General features: G+C 43.4%; 21 protein-coding genes. 13 read left to right on the top strand and 8 right to left on the bottom strand.

The annotated features are described in order from the left end of the window. Nucleotides 1–14: 14 nt before the first annotated feature. The 3 genes from RMO68_RS06780 to fliP are packed head-to-tail and all read right to left on the bottom strand — an operon-like array spanning nt 15 to nt 3,102. Nucleotides 15–1,274: a hypothetical protein gene (locus RMO68_RS06780; protein ID WP_310439970.1), complete on the bottom strand. Its 1,260-nt coding sequence runs from the start codon at nt 1,272–1,274 to the stop codon at nt 15–17. After that, nucleotides 1,271–2,386: a tRNA (uridine(54)-C5)-methyltransferase TrmA gene (gene trmA, locus RMO68_RS06775; protein ID WP_310439969.1), complete on the bottom strand. Its 1,116-nt coding sequence runs from the start codon at nt 2,384–2,386 to the stop codon at nt 1,271–1,273. Before trmA ends, RMO68_RS06780 begins: the two co-directional genes overlap by 4 nt. Before the next feature lie 8 nt (nt 2,387–2,394). Next, complete coding sequence (fliP, locus tag RMO68_RS06770) at nt 2,395–3,102, bottom strand: flagellar type III secretion system pore protein FliP (RefSeq protein ID WP_310440308.1); 708 nt, start codon at nt 3,100–3,102, stop codon at nt 2,395–2,397. 140 nt (nt 3,103–3,242) lie between these two features. Here fliP and glmU point away from each other — a divergent pair, with 140 nt between their 5' ends. From glmU to RMO68_RS06725, 9 genes are all read left to right on the top strand, one after another. Next, complete coding sequence (gene glmU / locus RMO68_RS06765; protein ID WP_310439968.1) at nt 3,243–4,547, top strand: bifunctional UDP-N-acetylglucosamine diphosphorylase/glucosamine-1-phosphate N-acetyltransferase GlmU; 1,305 nt, start codon at nt 3,243–3,245, stop codon at nt 4,545–4,547. After that, complete coding sequence (gene coaBC, locus RMO68_RS06760; RefSeq protein ID WP_310439967.1) at nt 4,547–5,815, top strand: bifunctional phosphopantothenoylcysteine decarboxylase/phosphopantothenate--cysteine ligase CoaBC; 1,269 nt, start codon at nt 4,547–4,549, stop codon at nt 5,813–5,815. The genes glmU and coaBC overlap by 1 nt, the downstream gene beginning before the upstream one ends. Further along, complete coding sequence (locus RMO68_RS06755) at nt 5,812–6,489, top strand: di-trans,poly-cis-decaprenylcistransferase (RefSeq protein WP_310439966.1); 678 nt, start codon at nt 5,812–5,814, stop codon at nt 6,487–6,489. Before coaBC ends, RMO68_RS06755 begins: the two co-directional genes overlap by 4 nt. Then, nucleotides 6,489–7,238, top strand: a complete 750-nt coding sequence (locus RMO68_RS06750; RefSeq protein WP_310439965.1) for a prepilin peptidase — start codon at nt 6,489–6,491, stop codon at nt 7,236–7,238. Before RMO68_RS06755 ends, RMO68_RS06750 begins: the two co-directional genes overlap by 1 nt. Then, the gene (locus RMO68_RS06745; protein WP_310439964.1) at nt 7,231–8,253 is read left to right on the top strand and encodes an LptF/LptG family permease; all 1,023 of its coding nucleotides are present in this window, start codon (nt 7,231–7,233) and stop codon (nt 8,251–8,253) included. Before RMO68_RS06750 ends, RMO68_RS06745 begins: the two co-directional genes overlap by 8 nt. Then, on the top strand, nt 8,250–8,978 hold the full coding sequence (gene truA / locus RMO68_RS06740; protein WP_310439963.1) for a tRNA pseudouridine(38-40) synthase TruA: 729 nt from the start codon (nt 8,250–8,252) through the stop codon (nt 8,976–8,978). Before RMO68_RS06745 ends, truA begins: the two co-directional genes overlap by 4 nt. A gap of 92 nt (nt 8,979–9,070) precedes the next feature. Beyond that, the gene (htpG, locus tag RMO68_RS06735) at nt 9,071–10,951 is read left to right on the top strand and encodes a molecular chaperone HtpG (protein ID WP_310439962.1); all 1,881 of its coding nucleotides are present in this window, start codon (nt 9,071–9,073) and stop codon (nt 10,949–10,951) included. A 198-nt stretch (nt 10,952–11,149) separates the two neighbouring features. After that, entirely contained in the window at nt 11,150–11,911 is a 762-nt protein-coding gene (locus RMO68_RS06730; protein WP_310439961.1) for a hypothetical protein, read from the top strand. 319 nt (nt 11,912–12,230) lie between these two features. Beyond that, complete coding sequence (locus RMO68_RS06725; protein ID WP_310439960.1) at nt 12,231–13,022, top strand: lipoprotein; 792 nt, start codon at nt 12,231–12,233, stop codon at nt 13,020–13,022. Nucleotides 13,023–13,077: 55 nt separating this feature from the next. On the opposite strand, the gene RMO68_RS06720 is transcribed toward RMO68_RS06725, so the two are convergent. From RMO68_RS06720 to RMO68_RS06710, 3 genes are all read right to left on the bottom strand, one after another. Beyond that, complete coding sequence (locus RMO68_RS06720) at nt 13,078–13,467, bottom strand: 4Fe-4S dicluster domain-containing protein (protein WP_310439959.1); 390 nt, start codon at nt 13,465–13,467, stop codon at nt 13,078–13,080. 93 nt (nt 13,468–13,560) lie between these two features. Then, complete coding sequence (locus RMO68_RS06715) at nt 13,561–14,700, bottom strand: GGDEF domain-containing protein (protein ID WP_310439958.1); 1,140 nt, start codon at nt 14,698–14,700, stop codon at nt 13,561–13,563. 90 nt (nt 14,701–14,790) lie between these two features. Then, complete coding sequence (locus RMO68_RS06710) at nt 14,791–15,057, bottom strand: hypothetical protein (protein ID WP_310439957.1); 267 nt, start codon at nt 15,055–15,057, stop codon at nt 14,791–14,793. A 282-nt stretch (nt 15,058–15,339) separates the two neighbouring features. Between RMO68_RS06710 and RMO68_RS06705 the strand changes: the two genes are divergently transcribed. Then, nucleotides 15,340–15,516, top strand: coding sequence for a hypothetical protein (locus RMO68_RS06705; RefSeq protein WP_310439956.1), 177 nt, complete (start codon nt 15,340–15,342; stop codon nt 15,514–15,516). Between the two features lie 4 nt (nt 15,517–15,520). Here the strand turns inward: RMO68_RS06705 and RMO68_RS06700 are convergent, their stop codons facing one another. Continuing rightward, nucleotides 15,521–15,901: a hypothetical protein gene (locus tag RMO68_RS06700; RefSeq protein WP_310439955.1), complete on the bottom strand. Its 381-nt coding sequence runs from the start codon at nt 15,899–15,901 to the stop codon at nt 15,521–15,523. 256 nt (nt 15,902–16,157) lie between these two features. On the opposite strand from RMO68_RS06700, the gene RMO68_RS06695 reads away from it, so the two are divergent. The 3 genes from RMO68_RS06695 to RMO68_RS06685 are packed head-to-tail and all read left to right on the top strand — an operon-like array spanning nt 16,158 to nt 17,650. Next, a complete protein-coding gene (locus RMO68_RS06695) occupies nt 16,158–16,370 on the top strand; it encodes a hypothetical protein (protein WP_310439954.1) in 213 nt (70 codons plus the stop codon). Nucleotides 16,371–16,420: 50 nt separating this feature from the next. Continuing rightward, nucleotides 16,421–17,335 (top strand): DUF234 domain-containing protein, encoded by a 915-nt coding sequence (locus RMO68_RS06690; protein ID WP_310439953.1) that lies wholly within the window; start codon nt 16,421–16,423, stop codon nt 17,333–17,335. A 36-nt stretch (nt 17,336–17,371) separates the two neighbouring features. Next, on the top strand, nt 17,372–17,650 hold the full coding sequence (locus RMO68_RS06685) for a peptidylprolyl isomerase (protein WP_310439952.1): 279 nt from the start codon (nt 17,372–17,374) through the stop codon (nt 17,648–17,650). 9 nt (nt 17,651–17,659) lie between these two features. On the opposite strand, the gene RMO68_RS06680 is transcribed toward RMO68_RS06685, so the two are convergent. Then, complete coding sequence (locus RMO68_RS06680; protein WP_310439951.1) at nt 17,660–19,069, bottom strand: SDR family oxidoreductase; 1,410 nt, start codon at nt 19,067–19,069, stop codon at nt 17,660–17,662. Nucleotides 19,070–19,141 lie beyond the last annotated feature (72 nt).

Genomic DNA, 19,141 nt, shown 5'->3' with positions numbered 1-19,141 from the left:
AAATACCCTTTCCTTTATCTTCGGATAACGTCGCTCTCTCTCACATACAAATTCTCACCTTCTGCCGTGCGCTGCCATACCCGATTAACGAAATACCCCGTAATATGCACCCATCCGCCTGATGGATTTCCTGCCGTAAACGATCGGCGCTCTTCCCACGTATCAACCACAGAGCCGCCCGGTGCGTTATAGATCGGAGCATTGGAAGCCATACGATAAGCGGACGACGACCCCCCTTTTTTCGGTGTTGCAGGTATAGTAGCAGATACTTTAGATTCCTGAGCAACTTTTTGAACTTTCTCAGGAGCGGCAGCTATAACTTTTGTCGTCTTCGGTGGAGTCGGTTTTTGCGGCTGCGCTTTGAGCTTGGCCAGTTGAGCTTCATTTTGAGCTAATTTTGTTTGCAAAGCTTTGATTTTATCGGTCGGCTCAACGACTTTCGTCACGATTTTCTCTTGAACCACCGGACGATCTTTATAGACTATTTTTTCAACAATTTTTTCTTTGACGATAGTTTTACCTGTAGCACTGTTTTTTAAGTTGGCGATGGTCGCCTGTGCACTGGCAAGTTCTTTTTGCAACGCAATGATTTTTTCGGTCGGCTCAACGACTTTCGTCACGATTTTCTCTTGAATAACCGGACGATCTTTATAAACTATTTTTTCAACCACTCTCTCTTGTACCGAAGCAGGAACAGCTGCTTTTGCCGTACTCTGGATTGGTGCGGTGCGTGAGCGAAGTTTCTCAATTTCCGCTCTGGCTTCGGCCAATGAGCTTCTCAATGCCATAACATCTTTATCGGTTTTTCCCATCGATTTTTCGAGCTTTTCCGCGTCCATTTTGGCTTTTACGAGTGCCCGTTTTAGATTTTCACGCTCTACTTTTCCCACTTTAATCGTATTTGTCTCTTTAAGCAGACGCTCATTTTGGACGGTTGCTTCAAGGTATTTTTGGTCTTTGGAAGTAAGCGATTTTTCTAGACTCTGGATAACCCCTTTTTTTTGGGAAAGTTCATGCGCTATCTGCGTATTGCGCTCTTTAATCCTCAAAAGTTCACTATCGTTTTGTTTGATTTGATTTTCGAGATGGGCTATCCGTTTTTGATACCCTTTAATTTTAGTAGCCGCATCACTTGAGGATAGGAGACTTTGTTCCTGACGACACTCTTCGTATTTCTCTCTAAGTTTAGCTACCTCGTTTAAAAGAGACTGAGGATCGCCGTTGGCACCGTAAAGATAAATTGCACTGATAACACTCAATAAAATCGCTCTCACTCGCATCCTTTTTTAGTTAACTTCACACCCATCTCTAAATGGTGAGTGTAAGGAAATTGATCAAATGCCGCCATCGCTGTGATCGTATGGGTTGTACTCAATATCTCTAAATCGCGCTGTAGTGTCTCGGGATTGCATGAGATATAGAGAATATGATCAAAGCGAGCCGCGAATGCGCACGGTTCTTCCCCTAATCCTGCACGCGGAGGATCTACAAAAAGAGTTTTAAGGCGATAATCACCTACTTCAAGCCCCTCAAGACGACGAAATACACGTGTACCGTCCAATGCTTGGGTGAACTCTTCGGCCGATAGGCGGACAAATTCGATATTCTCCACACCGTTAAGTGCCATGTTTTGTTTTGCCGCATGGATCGAAGATTTGGATATCTCTGTTGCCAACACCCGATCAAACTTCGCCGCAAACGGAATCGTAAAGTTCCCCGCACCGCAATAAAGTTCGAGGAGATCACCGCCGATACCGTTCAGCTGAGAGAGCGACCACTCAATCATCTGCTCGTTGACTCTCGGATTAGGCTGGGTAAAACTATTTTCGATGTGGATATAGCGGTATTCACGTCCGTTAATATGAAGTTTTTCGGTGACGTAGTCTTGGGAGAGGATCAGTTTTTGTTTACGGCTCCGTCCGATAATGTACACACCGAGCCGTTTCTCAAGTTCACGCGCTTTGTTTTGCCACTGCTCATCCAGCGCTTTATGATAGAGCATACTGAGGGTTACTTCCCCCTCTCCTGAGGCTAAAAAATCGACTCCAAAGAGTTTATGAGCAATCTCTAAATCGCTAATTTCGATGAGAAGTCTCTCCATAACCGCAGCAATATGAGGAGAGACGATAGAACATCGCTCGATTTTCAAAGCCCCCTGCCGATCCAGTCGGCTCATCGCGTAGGAGATTCCCCCCTCATCGTGATAAATTTTGAATTCGGCACGAAAACGGTACCGCTCGCTTGGGGAGGGGCACACCGTAATCTCACCCGCATACAAAGGGGAAAACATCTCTTTCACGGAAGCGAGTTTATGTCTCAATTGCCCCTCATACCCCTCTTCATAATCGCGGCAACTTCCGCAGATTCCAAAATATTCACACTGCATTCTGACCCTTATTTGACACTGGCGATCAGATTTCCGATCAAAAGATTCCACCCATCGACCATGACGAATACAAGGATTTTAAACGGCATCGAGATCATAACCGGAGGGAGCATCATCATCCCCATCGACATCAAAATGGAGGCAACGACCATATCAATGACGAGAAACGGCAAGAAGAGCAAAAATCCGATCTCAAATGCCGTTTTCAGCTCACTGATCATAAATGCAGGGATGACGATAGTGAGCGGTACCTCTTTGATCGATTGGGGATTTTCCATATGACGGATTCGGAGGAAAAGGGCCAAATCTTTCTCTCTGGTATTGCGCACCATAAAGTTTTTAAACGGTTCGGTGGTTTTTTCAAACGCCTCATCGTAGGTTATTTTCTCTTCACTGTAGGGTTTAATCCCCTCATCATACGCTTTAGTTGCCACCGGTTCCATTACAAATACGGTCAAAATAAGGGCAAGCATAACGAGAAGCTGTGTCGGAGGAACTTGCTGTGTCCCCAGAGCTTGACGCAAAAACCCGAATACGATGACGAAACGGGTAAACGTTGTCATAACCAACACTAAACTCGGAGCTAAAAAGAGGACGGTGAGTACCAATAAAACATTCAAAGAGCTGACGACTTCTGCCGGAGATTCGGGAGCCGTAAGATTGAAATTCATCGCGGGGATCTGCGGATCGGCGCCCCAAAGGACGAGTGGGATCATAAAGATAAAAAAAGCTAAACGACCCAAACCGGACTCCGTATATGAATAATAGTTTTTAAAGAGGCGATAATACCACAACCTAAGGGTCTATCTTCATTAAATTCTGATAAAATTGCATCAATTAATCTCAGGAGCCCGCAATGGTAAACTCTCTCACTATCGTTATTTTAGCTGCAGGAAAAGGGTCTCGGATGAAATCGCCAAAGGCGAAAGTACTCCATGAAATCTGCGGTCGTGAGATGCTTTACTACAGTATTAAAGCCGCACGTGCGATGAGTGATGACGTTATCGTCGTCGTCGCGCATCAAAAAGATTCGGTTATCTCAGCGATGGAGAGATATTTTACGGGACTTACCTTCGTTACCCAAGACACCGATAACTTTCCCGGAACGGGAGGTGCAATGATGGATGTTCAACCCAAATATCAAAACGTACTCGTACTCAACGGCGATATGCCGCTTATCACCCCAAAATCAATCGAACAATTTTTACACAGTGACGCCGATATCGTCATGTCGGTTATTACTTTGGATAACCCATCAGGCTACGGTCGCGTCGTGATTGAAAAAGGGCACGTAGAGCGAATCGTGGAAGAAAGAGATGCTGACAATAGAGAAAAAACGATCCAAACCGTTAATGCCGGAGTCTATGCTTTTAAACACAACGTTCTCAAAACCTATCTTCCGCTTTTGCGTAATACCAACGCTCAAGCCGAATACTATCTCACGGACGTTATCGCCCTCGCTCGACGTGATGGACTTGTAATCGCACCGTTGTATGTCGAAGAGGTCGAGTTTAAAGGGGTCAATTCGAAATACGATCTCGCCCAATCCGAAATGATCATGATGGATCGCCTCCGCCGTACATGGATGGATGCAGGGGTGATTATGCAGCTTCCTGAGACGATTTATCTCGAAGAGGGGGTAATATTTGAAGGTGAATGTATCATCGAAAACGGGGTACGTCTGTGCGGAGAGAGCCTTATCTCAAACTCTCATATCAAAGCCCACAGTGTCATCGAAGATAGTTCGGTAAAAAATTCCGATGTCGGCCCGTTGGCTCATCTTCGTCCTTTGAGCGTACTTGAAGATACCCACGTCGGAAACTTCGTCGAGGTAAAGAAATCAACTCTCACGGGAGTCAAAGCGGGACATTTGAGCTATCTCGGCGATGCAACCATCGGTGAGGGGAGCAACATCGGTGCGGGAACCATTACCTGCAACTATGACGGGGTAAAAAAATACCAAACGCTCATCGGTAAAAATGTCTTTGTCGGGAGCGATACCCAACTCGTCGCTCCGCTCGAGATAGCCGATAACGTTATGATCGCCGCAGGTACAACCGTTACCGCAGGTAAATATGAGAGCGGTATTCTTATCCTCAGCCGTACTCCGATCCGAAAAGTCGAAGGTTTTTTCTCTAAATTCTTCGGTAAAGGGAAATAATGAATATCCCGATGAACCTTTTAGCGGGTAAAAAAATACTTCTCGGCGTTACGGGATCGATTGCCGCGTATAAATCCCTTGAACTGCTTCGACTTTACATCAAAGCGGGTGCCGACGTGCGTGTCGTTATGACCCCCTCCGCTAAAAAGTTCGTTGCACCGCTCAGTTTTGAAGCCCTCAGCCGCAATCGAGTCCTCGATGACACCAACGAATCGTGGGCGGATGATTTCAACCATATCAAGATTTCTCAGTGGGCGGATCTACTGGTGATCGCCCCCGTTACTGCGAACACCATTGCCAAACTCGCCAACGGTATTGCCGATACGATCCTCACCCAGTGCGCCCTCGCCTTTTCGGGAATCAAACTCATCGCCCCCTCGGCAAATACCGACATGATCCAAAATCCGATGATTCAAGCATCGATGAAAATGCTCGCCATTGCCAACTACGAGATCATCGCAACCCAAACCAAAGAACTAGCCTGTCAAGTGGTAGGGGACGGTGCGATGGCGGAACCTCTGGAGATTTTTTGGCACAGTGCGCGCACGTTGCTCAAAAACGAGTTTTGGAGTGATCGTCGTGTTATCGTTACAGGGGGAGGCACCGTCGAAAAGCTCGATGATGTCCGCACCATCAGTAACCGTTCCAGCGGTAAAATGGCCTCGGCACTCGCTACGGCACTTTTTCTCAAAGGTGCCGATGTGAATCTGATCGCTACCCGTTTTGAGAGTGATCTTCCCGCATCACTGCATACCATTGAAGTTGAGAGTTCTGAAGAGATGAACGAATACCTCACCGACTCCATCCGTATTGCCAAAAAAGGGAAACTCTCAAAACCCTCACTCATCCATGATGAACCTATTTCTCTCATCCAAAAAGAGCCCTATCTCTTTATGGCGGCGGCAGTCAGCGATTATCTGCCAACCCATCCGCAGGAGGGAAAACTCAAAAAAGAGACCTTGGGCGAAACGTGGAGTATTTCGATGAAGCAAAACATCGATTTACTCACCGAGTGTAATAAAGAGGGGATTAAAACCGTTGCTTTTAAAGCCGAAACCGATCCCTCTGTCGCCACTGAAAATGCGAAAAAACTCTTGGAACGCAAAGGAGTTCAAGCGGTATGCCTCAACATTATCGATGAGAATAACCCTTTCGGCAGTGACACCAACCGAATCGACTTTATCACCCCCAACGCAACGATTCCCCTCCCCAAAAGCGATAAATTGACCCTCTCGCTTCATCTCTTAGAACAAGCCGAATCTTTATGAGCAACCTCCCCCGTCATATCGCGATCATAATGGACGGAAACGGCCGCTGGGCAGAAGCACAGGGAAAAAGCCGAACGTTCGGACATGAAAAAGGTGCAGAAACCGTACGTGCTATCACTACCTATTGTGGCGCACATAGCGATATCGAACGACTCACCTTGTATGCATTCAGTACCGAAAACTGGAAACGGCCGAAAATTGAAGTCGAATTTTTGATGAAACTCCTCGAACGTTACCTCAAAAGTGAACGCTCCACCTATCTCGAAGGAAATATCCGTTTTGAGCCGATCGGTGATCTCTCGATCTTTTCTAAATCGCTTCGCAACGTCATCGACGATGTCCAAGCCGCAACGATCCATTGTAACGGTCTGACACAATGTTTAGCACTCAACTATGGAGGGCGTGATGAGATTGTCCGTGCCGCCAATGCCCTCCGAGACAAGGGGGAGATCACCGTTGAGTCGCTTAGCGCACAGCTTGATTGTTCCCATGATGTTGATTTACTCATTCGGACAGGGGGAGATCACCGTCTTTCAAACTTTTTGCTATGGCAAGCGGCATATGCAGAACTGTTTTTTACCAAGACCCTTTGGCCTGAGTTCACTACCGATGAGCTTGAAACTATTATTAAAAAATTTAAAACGGTCGAAAGACGCTTCGGAGGATTGAACTGATGGAATTGGTATTTATCTTTATTTTTGGGGCGGCAATCGGTTCTTTTTTTAATGTTCTTATTCTCCGTATACCGCGTGATGAGAGTGTCTCATTTCCCGCTTCGCATTGTATGAGCTGTAACACCCCTCTGAGAGCTTGGCATAATATTCCGATTATTTCATGGCTTTTTTTGCGAGGAAAATGTGCTTTTTGCGGAGCAAAGATTTCGATCCAATACCCTCTAATTGAAATACTCAGCGGTCTTATTTTCCTCTTTAGTGCTCTAAAACTGGGACTGACATTCCAAGCATTCGGAGTCGCACTCACTTTTGATTTTCTCTTGGCCCTCTCGGCAATCGACTATCGCTACAAAATGGTTCCGGACAGTCTTAACCTCGCCGCCCTCACTCTTGCCGTCTTTAGCGTCACCTCGTTTGAGCAATTCGGATACAACGTTACCAATGCTCTGCTCTTTGCCGGAGGTTTTTCACTCCTTCGTTTTTACCTCTCCTACGCCATCAAAAAAGAGGCGATGGGAGAAGCCGACATTATGATCGCCGCGACGATGGGGGCACTGCTGGGGATACAGCTCGGCCTCGCCGCTATTTTTCTGGGTGCTGTCTTGGCACTTCCCGCATTAATGCTAACCCGTGATGAGAGCGAAGAGTCCAAACAACTCCCCTTTATCCCCTTTTTAGCGATGGGATGTTGGATCGTTTTAATGTTTGATACCTATGTCAACAACTTTATGGTGGGTATCTATGGATAAATTACGCCGCTACATTTTATCGCATCTGTCGATACTCTTTTTCTCGATTTTCCTCCCCCTCTTTGCGATTGCCTCGGTCATTTTTATGATCAAGCTCGCGACCTACACGGCGGTCATTCAGCTGAGCATTGCGGAGATGGGAAAACTCTACTTGTTTGTTGTCCCTGAGCTGCTGTTTTATACCCTCCCTATCGCGTTTGTCGTCGGCGGTTCATTAGCCCTATACCGCCTCTCCAATGACAATGAAATGGTCGTGGTCTTCTCACTCGGAATTTCACCCTCGTTTGTAGCGAGAGTTTTAGCCCTCCCCGCATTATTCTTGAGTATTCTCCTCTTTGTCAACTTTGTCGTCGTTACCCCATATATCAAAATCATCTCCGCGAACTTTTTAGAGAAAAAAAGGGCGGAAGCGAAATTCAACCTTTCGGCTTCGGAGTTCGGTCACCATTTCGGAGACTGGATGCTTTTTATCAACAAAAGCGACTCAGAGTCGCGTGCATTCGGAGATGTCGTCCTCTTTAACAAAGAGATGAAAAGTGAAATCCTAATTACCGCCGATAAAGCCGAATTGATCAACAAAAACGGTGTATTACAGCTTAAATTGGATAAAGGGGAGAGTTACAGCTACGATGACAACCTCCTTAAAACAATGCTTTTCAAAACAGCCTATATCAACGATATGATGAATACCGACACAACCATCTATCGCAACACGCTCGATTATTGGACCAATAATGAAAAACGGGAGAAAAAGAATCAGCTTCTCATTACCGATACCCTTTTAAGCCTTTTCCCCCTCCTCTCGATCTTTTTGATTATCGCGATGGGAGTAGTCCATGCCCGCCATCAAAAGCGATGGATTTACCTATGGCTTTTCCTCTCCATCGTCGGATTTTACTCTGCCGCGATTATCACCCAGCAATGGTTCGGATTTCACACGATTTGGATTGTTACCCTCGGATGGCTTCTCATCACCTACGGATTTTATAAACGTCTGGTGGGGAGCCGTTTTTGAACCGAGCTAAAATTACGATGAGCTACAACGGCTCAGCGTTTATGGGGTCTCAACAGCAGCCCACTACCCATGAAACCGTTATCGGAACCCTTATCATTGCCCTCAAACGGCTTAAAATCAACTCCACTCCTAAAGGCTCAGGAAGAACCGACCGAGGTGTCCACGCCACTCATCAGGTGATGCACATCGACTTACCGCTGTTTTGGAGCGACTTACAGCGGCTCAAAGAGATGCTCAACCTCCAGTTGCCCAATTCATTACGAATCTTGCGAATCGAATTTGTGGAGAGCGATTTTCATGCCCGCTACAGTGCCAAGCGTCGCGTCTACCGCTACGTTATAAAAGAGGGGACGACCAACCCGTTTGAGGACAATTTCGTCTCGTTTATTCCCACCCTCAACCGAGAAGTGATCGCCGATGCCATCCGATGTTTCGAGGGGATCCATAGCTTTGAGCTTTTTAAAAAAAGCGGCAACGATATGGATCATTTTACCCGCATCATCTACCGAGCCTACGCCTATTCGCATAAAGGGTATTTTATCCTCGTGTTCGAGGGGAACGGGTTTCTCCGCTCCCAAATCCGCCTGATGGTCGGTTTCTTGCTCCGTATCTCGGCGGGGAAAGCGACGAAAGAGGAGCTTATCGAGCAACTAAACTGCGTTAAGCGATACTCCACCGATATCGCACCCCATAACGGCCTTTACCTCACTCATATTAAGTATTAGTCAACAAGACTCAACTTATTTGATATCTCTTGCATTATTAAAACTATTTCGTTACAATCACAGCTCAAAATTTAACCTTTAAGGATAGTCATATGGCAAAACATCAGTTCCAGACTGAAGTCTCACAAATCTTGCATCTCATGATCCACTCTTTGTACTCCAACAAAGAGATTTTCGTCCGTGAGCTTGTCTCAAACTCTTCGGATGCTCTTGATAAACTCAACATGCTCGTCCTCACCGACGAAGCCTACAAAGGGGTCAATTTCGCCCCTCGTATCGATATCGTGATCGACAAAGAGGCAAAAACCCTCAGCATTTCTGACACGGGTATCGGGATGAACGAAGCCGATTTAGTCGAAAACCTCGGAACCATCGCGAAATCGGGAACTAAAGCATTCCTCGAAAAACTCAGCGGCGATCAGAAAAAAGATTCCAAACTCATCGGTCAGTTCGGGGTCGGTTTCTATGCCTCGTTTATGGTCGCCGACAAAGTCGAAGTGATCAGCCGCAAAGCCGGAGAAGAGCAAGCGTACAAATGGTCATCTATGGCGGGATCAGAATACGATCTTGAGCCTGCAGAACGCGATTCTCACGGTACAACGATCATTATGCACCTAAAAGACGATGAGGGAGAGTTCCTAGAGACTCACCGTATCGACTCTATCGTCAAAAAATACTCGAACCACATCCCTTTCCCGATCTTCATGGACAAAGAGGAGTGGGTAGCCCCGGCTGAGGGAGAAGAGAAAGGTCATAACGAAATACTTAACAAACAAATCAACAAAGCCAACGCCCTTTGGACGATCTCTAAATCCGATATCTCTGATGAAGAGTACAAAGATTTCTACTCCAGTATCGCCCACGACTCCAGCGAACCGTTAGCATGGATGCATAATAAAGCTGAGGGGGCGTTAGAGTACACCACCCTCTTCTACGTACCGTCCAAAGCGCCGATGGACTTGTACCGTGTTGACTACCAAAGCGGTATCAAACTCTATATCAACCGTGTCTTCATCACCGACGATGAAAAAGAGCTTATGCCGACTTACTTACGTTTCCTTCGCGGGGTGATCGACTCTGCCGACCTTCCGCTCAACGTCAGCCGTGAAATCCTCCAAAGCAACCGCGTTATGGCGAAAATCAAAAACGCTTCGGTTAAAAAAGTGTTGGGTGAACTCGCTAAAATCGCGGAAAATGATGCGGAAAAATACGACGCATTCTACAAAGAGTTCGGAAACGTCCTCAAAGAGGGTCTTTACAGCGATATGGGCAACCGTGAGCGTATCCTAGAGCTTCTCAAACTCAACACGCTCAACAGTGCCGAGCCGGTGATGTTCAGCGAGTTCGTGAAAAACGTCGATGAAGAGAAAAAAGAGATCTATTACATCTCTGCCAAAATGTCTCTCCAAATGCTCAAAAACTCCCCTGCACTTGAGCGTTTCAAAGCCAAAGGGATCGATGTATTGGTGCTTAACGAAGAGATCGACACGATCGTATTCCCGATGGTCACCGAGTACAATGAGTATAAATTCGTCAACGTCACGGATGCGAAACTCGAAGAGTCCGAAGAGGAGAAAAAAGAACACGAAGAGAAAGCCAAAGGGATGGAAAGCTTCGTTGGTCAGCTCCAAAATGCTCTCGGTGAGAACGTATCGAAAGTCGAAACGACGTTTGATCTCACCGAGTCTGCCGTATGTCTGAAAGTCGATAAAGAAGACCAAGGGTACATGATGGCGCAGATGATGAAGCAGTTCGGTAACATGGGCGGGGATTTCCCGGCTCCGAAACCGATCCTCCAAATCAACCCGAACCATGAGTTGATTAAAAAGCTTAGTGACTCAGCAGATATGAACCTCATCGACGATGCGGCGCATGTGTTGCTTGATCAGGCGAAACTCTATGAGGGTGAGACGCTTGCAGATACCGCAGGGTTTATTGCACGATTGAATCGTATTATGGCGAAAGCGCTGTAAGTTTTTCTCTCTGCCAACAAAAGGATAGCGTTTGTAGAGCTATCCTTTTACTCTATATCCTTCTAAAATAACTTTTTTATTTTATTAAGTTTATTTTATTTCCTAATTGATGTTGTTTACATCCCTTTCAGTAGCAAATTCTACTATTAATTAAGAGTATTTTTTATATAATCAAAATAATTTATAGCAAGGAATAATATGGAATGGTTAAAAAGTATTTCAGCATATTTAACAAATAGTCCATATCTTAATTTAATTTTTTTATTATTAGCCATTATTAGTGTAATAATATCTATATTTTTGTATTTCAAAAGTAAAAAAGTAAAAAAACCAACATATTTATATAAAAGCTTTGCTCTTATTAAAAATTCTATTTCAGCATTAGATGGTCTACAAATAACATACAATAAAGAGCAAATCCATACTTTGACATTAACAAAATTTGCATTCTGGAATAATGGAAACGATGTTATCGATGGAAATGATATAGCCCCGATTGATAAATTACGTATATCTATACCTGTAGATAAAAAAATTATAAATGTTAAATCAATCTTTAATAGAAAAATAGCAAATAACATATCTATTAATATTGAAAATAATGAAGCATATATTAATTTTGACTTCTTAGATTTCGGAGACGGTGCAATTTTTGAAGTCTATCATACAGCAGATGCAAATGAGAAAATAAATCTTAATGGAACAATCAAAGGTGTCAATAAAATAAAACTAGGAATGTATGAAAAAGATTTCATTACAAATACTATTGTTGCCAAATTAGATAATACTTTTCCAGAACCAGAAAATATAATTATAAAAAGTTTTTATATTATATTGATTTTTCCAATAGTAATACCTTTGTTTCTCATAACAATGAGCATAGACTCATTCTTATCTTTTATAAATAGAATACCTGTAGAATATAATTTATTGAATAATAAAGACGAAAATACTGACTAGTCGAAAGCTAAGAAGCTAAGGAGGGACAGGCTAATTTTTCTATTCCCCTTCCCTCACCCCACATTTCAAACTTTCTCCGTACTTTTCTGTTTAGCCGAAAAGTACCAAAAGAGCATACCGCGATCCAAGAACGCTCGTTCCTCTCAGCACTACTGCCTCCGTAATGGCTCTAGGTGTTGGATCACGGGGAATATACGTTCTTAAGGACAAACTCATTCATTTATACTAAAGAATACTTTATAGAAATAGATGTAGAATGTTTTGTTGTATATTTTTTGTTTGCATTAGCTTCTAAAAATCTTTACCTTAGGAATAAATAATGAAAAAGTTATTTGTGCCGCTTTCTATTCTTTTCTTGTTAAGTGGTTGTGCCGGACAATATTACACTGTAAACCCCATCATGAAGTCTACTGATATCTTAAATGATAATAACCAAAGCTTTTATCTGAAAAATGAAAAAATAATTAATACAGAAGGAACTGCCTTTAAAGAGGCGTTTCAAAATGCACAAATTGATCCAAATGCAAGAAATACATTATTGAGTAGATTTATACTACTATCAGATGAAGTGTGTGAAGAACACAAAGGCAATATTCTTGGAAATTCGGTAAATTTCAATGTAACATTAGGAGGGGCAACAACAATTTTTTCTAGCCTTGCAACCGTTGTAGGTGCAGAAACAACCAAAATGGCTTTCTCTGCTGCTGCAACCGTATCAAATGCTAGTCGATCCCTTGTAAATGAAGAAGTGTATTACAATTCTTTCGCCATAGCTATTATTAAAGCTATTGATAAAGAACGAGAAATAGAACGACTACATATAAAAAATGAAATGGATAAAAATACAAGCCAATATACAATTGTGCAAGGTATATTGGATGTCAATGTCTATCATAATTTATGTTCATTCCAGAATGGATTGAAAATTGTTTCTGAATCTGTAGATAGAAGAAAGCCCTCAGCAATGGAATTGCGTGAAAAAATAGAATTTATAAAAAATGCAATTAAGTATAATAATGAAAATGCATATACAAAAGATTTGAATAATACTGCCGAACTATATAAAAAATTACAAGAAACACAGATTATGTATTTACAATCTAGCTATTAAAAAAAAATATAGAAACAAAGAAATAGGGGTTAGGTAATAACTATAACCTCAAACCCTAATTATAAAGCTTCAACGTCTCCCCAACACTCACACGCGCTTCTCTTTGCTCCATACTGATACTCTCACGCCACGGCATCGGACTCACGTCAGGAGACATCAGCCCTTTGCTCTTATGGACACGGATCACATACTCGCCGCTTTGGACAAAATGGTCGTTGTATTCGGCAATGTAGGACATATCCCACACGATGCACCCCTCGGTCGGACAGACATCGGCACATTTCGGTACTGCCGAATCGACGCATTCGATACATTTTTCAGGTTTGACATAGGTGTATTCGCCGCCCTCAAGCGGTGATTCATCTGCACTGACGATCGCCGTTGCAGGACACTCCTCGATACAGGCGTCACAATTTATACAGGTATCGGTGATCAACACTGCCATAAATCACTCCTTGGAACTTAGCTACTCTCATAATTTTAGAATATGCATTATCTATTCTGATTTTTTAGAGAGACATTTTCACCTATCATGCACCTAAAAGAACGATGGAGCCTCATAAATCTGGATTTGATTTCTGCCGCTTTCTTTGGCTTTATAAAGCTCGTCATCCGCTCGTTGGATAATTTTCTCTGTCGTATCCCCCTGTATATATTCAGTGATACCTGCACTTATTGTGATATTCTGCGCAGGAGAAAAATCCTCTTCCATAATGGTAATTCGTATTTTTTCGGCAATTTGAAATGCTTGCTGTGCTGTCGTTTTGGGAAGAAGAATTAAAAATTCTTCTCCTCCCCATCGTCCTACATAATCGACACATCGAATAGAACTCTGTAAAACTTTCGAGATATTTGATATAACCCGATCACCGATATTATGTCCATGAGCATCATTGATCTCCTTGAAATAATCGATATCGATTAAAATCATCGAAAATATTTCGTTATACCGTTCGGCTCTATCAATCTCCATGTCGCAATACGTCTCTATTTTCATTCTATTATACAATCCGCTCAACTTATCGACAGTGGCCAATTGTTCCAATTTTCGAGCATCAAGAAAGATTCGTTTGTTATTTTTTTCGAGGATAAGTGCTGTCATAACCCCAAAAGAAAAAGCAGAAAACATCCACAATTGGTGCAGATAAAAGATCTCTTTCGGCATCAAAGAATAGAATTGATACCCTAGCGTCAATATAAAGCATATCGATGCACTAATAATGGCATAGGAAAATCGCAATCCGGAGATAGCAAAAATCCAAATTACGATTAAATAGACTTCTGTTGAATAGAGTTCAGATAAATAAATCGGGGATGAGCGTAGTAATTCGGTCAAATATAAATTACCTATATTCGCTAGTACGGGAGAGATGGCCAAGATCAGAATCATCGGCGTATAAAGCGTTCGAAAAAATGTCATCGCACTGATAAAAAATAGAAGGGGAGGTAAAAAATACAGATGGAGTGATGTCGCAAACGAGAGCGTATCGGATGATAAGATATCACGCTCTATGTAGGAAGCGGCGATATAAAGCAGACCCGTCAAAAGTGATAAAATGCGGATTTGAATCGTCCGAGCATGTTTATCCCATGCTTCAAACTCTTTTTTTAGGTTCAACGATTCATTTTCAAGAAGCGGGTCAAAATAGACTACGACTTTACGTATCAGTTTAAACATCTACCCTCAATTTTTATCTCTTCGCTTGCACCCTATAAACATCAATGCCGCTTTTTTGATTAATTATAGCATCATTGATTCAGATATTCTCTAACATAATTCCGTAAATTCTGAGCAATAGATCATCATCTGCTCATGATAGAGTGGATGACTTATCCTTTCCGTGCTTTCGAGTGAACATAAACACGGCTTTTGAGAGCAGTTGGGGCACTGATGGCATTCATACTCAGAGTAACAAATAAATGTCGGCGTGTTCTCGTTAAAATCAACTTTCCATGCACCGTTGGTAAACATCTTGGCAACTTCATTGCGTCCGTTAATTTGTTCCAAATGACTAAACCATTCTAAAGTATTCATCGTAAAACCTCCTCTCGTATTAGAAGAAAGCCCGTGTCCAAATATCTCTTTTTTGGTAAAATCATAAGCATTTCAGACACACCAAAGATTTAATTATGTTAAATCCTATACCGAAAATTGTATTCCTTAAATTCTTGAAGTTATATAAAAAATAAAGACTATATAAAAACGATTTTCGAGACAAGTGAGGAAAACATCTTCTCTTTCTCCGTATCTTCAGGCTAAACAAAATACGTCTATTGTCGATATTGCTTATTCAATATAATTAAACGAGCTGTATTCATGAAACTAACTAAACTTTATTCACGATTTATGACCTTATTTCTCCTTCTCCTGTTTGGATTCGCAATCGGAGCCAAATCTGCCGGATTAGAGAGTTCACAATTCGCAATTCTTGTCTCTGTCGTCGGAATTTTAGGTTTCTTGCATTATAGAATGATGCGAAAAAAACTCGCGTAAGCGATTATTTTTTCTCTTCCTTCATCATCACCTCATTGCCTAAATCGACACTGAGCCTGCGCGGTTTTTGAACAAAGCGATAGTAAAGCAGATAGATGAATAACCCGAAGTAGGTTAATGCCCCCACCGAGATAAATAGTAACCCGATATTGAAATGTTTTTTCTCGACGATGAGCCGTGATTCGGAGCGCTCGATACGTGTATATCCGTTTTGATAAAACATTTCATCGATTTGATCCATTTTGTCACTCTGCGGTAGGTCAGCATAGTACATCTGCGAAATATAATCTCGAAAGAGTAGAAGATTCTGCGCGTAATTACGGCGATCCCAAAAATAGACCAATATCCCAAGCGGCAATATGAACAGCATAATGATCGTACTCATAGAGAACTCCTTGTCGATTAAGAAATTTTTATGTAATGTTAACTATACAACAAATGTTGAGCCGTGTCATTAAGTAAAAATCACTACAATAGCGTAACTGATTACACGATACCAAGGATCACCCATCAAACCACCTGCACAAAACAGAAAACCTGCCCCTAAACGGGATTATAAGAACCCGCCTCAAAACTTTGCCCGTAAAGCACCCCCTAAAAAAGAGAACATCGAAACAACACAAAAAAATGAGATCAAAGCGATGTTTCTAAACTGGTTCAAAAGCAGCCGTGCTGAAGCGGGTCACATCATGACCAAACAAGACGTCATCAGCGCCATTTTGAAAAAACTCGATTCTAAGCAAGACCGCCCTTTTCAAATCGCAATGGATGAGCTGAAAAGCGACGGAATAATTACCGTCAATGAAGACGGAGTAACGGTTGTCTTGACTCAAAAAGGTGCCGAAAAGCTCTAAGGAGCTGCCGTTAGGCTATAATGCGGTAATTAAAACAAGGTTGCTTCTGCATGTCCAAACACCCTACCCTTCTTCAACAATTCCGATCCTTTTGCTTTCAAAATAATGCCGCCGATATCGAAAAAGCGATTGAATACTTCGCCGTGTTCGGCGGTATGGGATGGAATATCGATTTGTCTAAGTCACTCGAAGAGCTGATCGAGGAGAAGGTACTCGCGAACTACCGCTACATTCACGGCGATCTGACCAAAATCACCCAAAGCAACAAAGCGCATCATGCCCTCCTCTCCGCATTGGCTTTAGGAGACCGACGGGAGCACTCAGCCTTCCGACGTGCCGATCTAAACCGAAAAGAGGGGGAAGAATCGGCGGCCTTTTTGATTAAATTCGGCTTACTGACGCGTGAACACTCCCAAGAAGAGCCTGCCGATGAGTCTGAAGAGGTCTCGGATCGTCTCCTCTTTACCGCTCCGTTTTTACGCTTTTGGTTCTCCGCTATCTCTCCGTATTATAAGGGGATAAAAGAGGGAGATTTCACCGAAGTAAAAGAGCGATGGGAAAATAACAAGCAGAGCTTTTTTGATCCAGTGTACGAGGGGCTCGTCATTGCCCTCGTCAAACAAAGTTTCAAAGAGGATTGGGTAGCTAAAATCGGCTCATACTGGGATAAAAATATCGAAATTGAGATTTTGGGACAAACTAAATCAGGAAAAGTTTTGGCGGGATCATGTAAATACTCAAAAGCTAAAGCCAATAAAAGCGAACTGAGCAAACTCCAAGAGAAATGTACACGTGCTAAACTCAATCCTGATAAGTTCGTCATCTTCTCTAAAAACGGTTTTTCAAGCGAGTTCAAAAAAGAGAAAAGCGATACCCTTAAACTCTTAAGTCTGAAAAATCTAAAAACACTGATGGACGACTTGAGCGAAAAAGATATGCTCGTCAATACAAATAAAAAGTACTAATAGAGTAAAATTCCAAAAATACAATAAAGGATCATCATGGCATGGGCAACCGCACGACATATATTAGTAAGTAGCGAAGCAGAGTGCAACGCACTCAAAGCAGAAATCGAAGAGGGAACCTCTTTCGCAGAAGCGGCGGCAGAACACTCCCAATGTCCATCCGGTCGAAAAGGGGGAGATTTGGGTCGATTCACACCGGGTCAAATGGTTCCTGAGTTTGACAAAGCGGTATTTAACGGCGATGTCGGCGTCCTCTACGGTCCGATCAAAACCCAATTCGGCTACCACTTGCTCGAAGTCACGGCTAGAGGCTAACAATAGAAGCTAAGCCCTCTCTAAAATCATCTTTGCCATATTGGCAAAGATGAGATGGTGCAACGGTATTAAAATATACCAGTAAAGACGACCGCTCACCCCATCGGGATAAAAATAGGCACTCTGAATCAAAGTTCCCTGATGAATTTTAAATTCCAGCCATGCAGAGCCCGGAAGCTTCATTTGCGCATACAATAAAAGCCGCTCATTCTCCACCAAATCGACCACTTTCCAAAAATCGAGACTATCTCCGATCCGCAGTGTCTCAGAATCTCGGCGTCCCCGATTGATCCCCGCACCTCCTAAAAGTTTGTCAATCCCACCGCGCACTTTCCAAAGCCAATCATACCCGAACCACCCGTTTGATCCGCCGATCGCACAAAAACTTTTGAACACCGCTTCGGCAGATTTATCCCCCAAAGGGAGTATTCGACGGTCGGTAAAAACAGCGCTAGCAATATCGCGGGTATGATCTACCTCCCATACCCCGCCGCCGCTGTCACTCCAACGGCTGATGATCTGATGAGTTCGTATCTCCTCGATCGCTTTGGCAACCGATGCTTCCAATCCGATAGGACGGCGTTCGAACAACACTTCCGCACGATTGTTAGTCATCACCACTTCGCTTTTAAGCCCCTCGATCAGTGAACTCGCAACACTGTAGGGGACGGGAGTAAAGAGCGTGAGCCAATACGAAGAAAGTTTGGGTGTCAACAACGGTACGGGTATCAGCCAACGGCGCAGCCCCATCACGGAAGCGGTGCGAAGCATCAGTTCCCCGTAGCTCATCGCTTCGCTCCCGATATCGATCATCTCGTTGTGCAAAAGACTCAACGTTTTGGCATCATCAAGATACCCGATGACATCGTCCACTCCGATCGGAGTAATACGGCTCTTGACCCAGCGAGGGGTAATCATAATCGGGAGCTTTTGAACCAGATTACGGATAATCTCAAAACTGGCACTCCCCGATCCGATGATCACTCCGGCTCGAAACCACACACATCGCACCGCATCGGGACGGGAGCTGAGGATTTCACCCGTCTCTATACGGCTGAGAAGGTGTTCGCTGGCACTACTCTTTTCCCCCAAGCCGCCGAGATAGATGATGCTCTTTACACCGTTTCGGATAGCGGCATCGAGAAAGTTTTGGGCACTTTGGCGATCCAACTCCTGATAATTGGGACGTGCGAGACCGTGGATCAGATAGTAGGCGACATCAATCCCTTCCAATGCGGAGTCTAGTGTCTCTTTTTTCAAAACATCCGCCTGTACCACCTCAATATCGGACCCTATATCCGATGAAAGGCTGGCTCGGTTACGTACCATCAGACGAAGAGAGACATCGTGTTGCGATATCAGTACACGTTTAAGGCGGCGTCCGATATAGCCATCGGCTCCCGTTAATAAGATACGCATAGTTTCTCGATTCTGTGTAGATTTATAGGATAGAATATACCACAGAGCGAATAAATTTAAGAATTTGGATTT

The sequence above is a fragment of the Sulfuricurvum sp. genome (genome assembly GCF_031427015.1).
Lineage (GTDB): Bacteria > Campylobacterota > Campylobacteria > Campylobacterales > Sulfurimonadaceae > Sulfuricurvum.
This window is presented reverse-complemented; position numbering and strand designations above follow the sequence as displayed.

Bases quoted from the DNA above. Each gene is read 5' to 3' on its own strand.
- trmA (WP_310439969.1), bottom strand. From the start codon at position 2,386: ATGCAGTGTGAATATTTTGGAATCTGCGGAAGTTGCCGCGATTATGAA.
- fliP (WP_310440308.1), bottom strand. From the start codon at position 3,102: ATGATCCCACTCGTCCTTTGGGGCGCCGATCCGCAGATCCCCGCGATG.
- glmU (WP_310439968.1), top strand. From the start codon at position 3,243: ATGGTAAACTCTCTCACTATCGTTATTTTAGCTGCAGGAAAAGGGTCT.
- coaBC (WP_310439967.1), top strand. From the start codon at position 4,547: ATGAATATCCCGATGAACCTTTTAGCGGGTAAAAAAATACTTCTCGGC.
- RMO68_RS06755 (WP_310439966.1), top strand. From the start codon at position 5,812: ATGAGCAACCTCCCCCGTCATATCGCGATCATAATGGACGGAAACGGC.
- RMO68_RS06750 (WP_310439965.1), top strand. From the start codon at position 6,489: ATGGAATTGGTATTTATCTTTATTTTTGGGGCGGCAATCGGTTCTTTT.
- RMO68_RS06745 (WP_310439964.1), top strand. From the start codon at position 7,231: ATGGATAAATTACGCCGCTACATTTTATCGCATCTGTCGATACTCTTT.
- htpG (WP_310439962.1), top strand. From the start codon at position 9,071: ATGGCAAAACATCAGTTCCAGACTGAAGTCTCACAAATCTTGCATCTC.
- RMO68_RS06730 (WP_310439961.1), top strand. From the start codon at position 11,150: ATGGAATGGTTAAAAAGTATTTCAGCATATTTAACAAATAGTCCATAT.
- RMO68_RS06725 (WP_310439960.1), top strand. From the start codon at position 12,231: ATGAAAAAGTTATTTGTGCCGCTTTCTATTCTTTTCTTGTTAAGTGGT.
- RMO68_RS06720 (WP_310439959.1), bottom strand. From the start codon at position 13,467: ATGGCAGTGTTGATCACCGATACCTGTATAAATTGTGACGCCTGTATC.
- RMO68_RS06715 (WP_310439958.1), bottom strand. From the start codon at position 14,700: ATGTTTAAACTGATACGTAAAGTCGTAGTCTATTTTGACCCGCTTCTT.
- RMO68_RS06710 (WP_310439957.1), bottom strand. From the start codon at position 15,057: ATGAATACTTTAGAATGGTTTAGTCATTTGGAACAAATTAACGGACGC.
- RMO68_RS06705 (WP_310439956.1), top strand. From the start codon at position 15,340: ATGAAACTAACTAAACTTTATTCACGATTTATGACCTTATTTCTCCTT.
- RMO68_RS06700 (WP_310439955.1), bottom strand. From the start codon at position 15,901: ATGAGTACGATCATTATGCTGTTCATATTGCCGCTTGGGATATTGGTC.
- RMO68_RS06695 (WP_310439954.1), top strand. From the start codon at position 16,158: ATGTTTCTAAACTGGTTCAAAAGCAGCCGTGCTGAAGCGGGTCACATC.
- RMO68_RS06690 (WP_310439953.1), top strand. From the start codon at position 16,421: ATGTCCAAACACCCTACCCTTCTTCAACAATTCCGATCCTTTTGCTTT.
- RMO68_RS06685 (WP_310439952.1), top strand. From the start codon at position 17,372: ATGGCATGGGCAACCGCACGACATATATTAGTAAGTAGCGAAGCAGAG.
- RMO68_RS06680 (WP_310439951.1), bottom strand. From the start codon at position 19,069: ATGCGTATCTTATTAACGGGAGCCGATGGCTATATCGGACGCCGCCTT.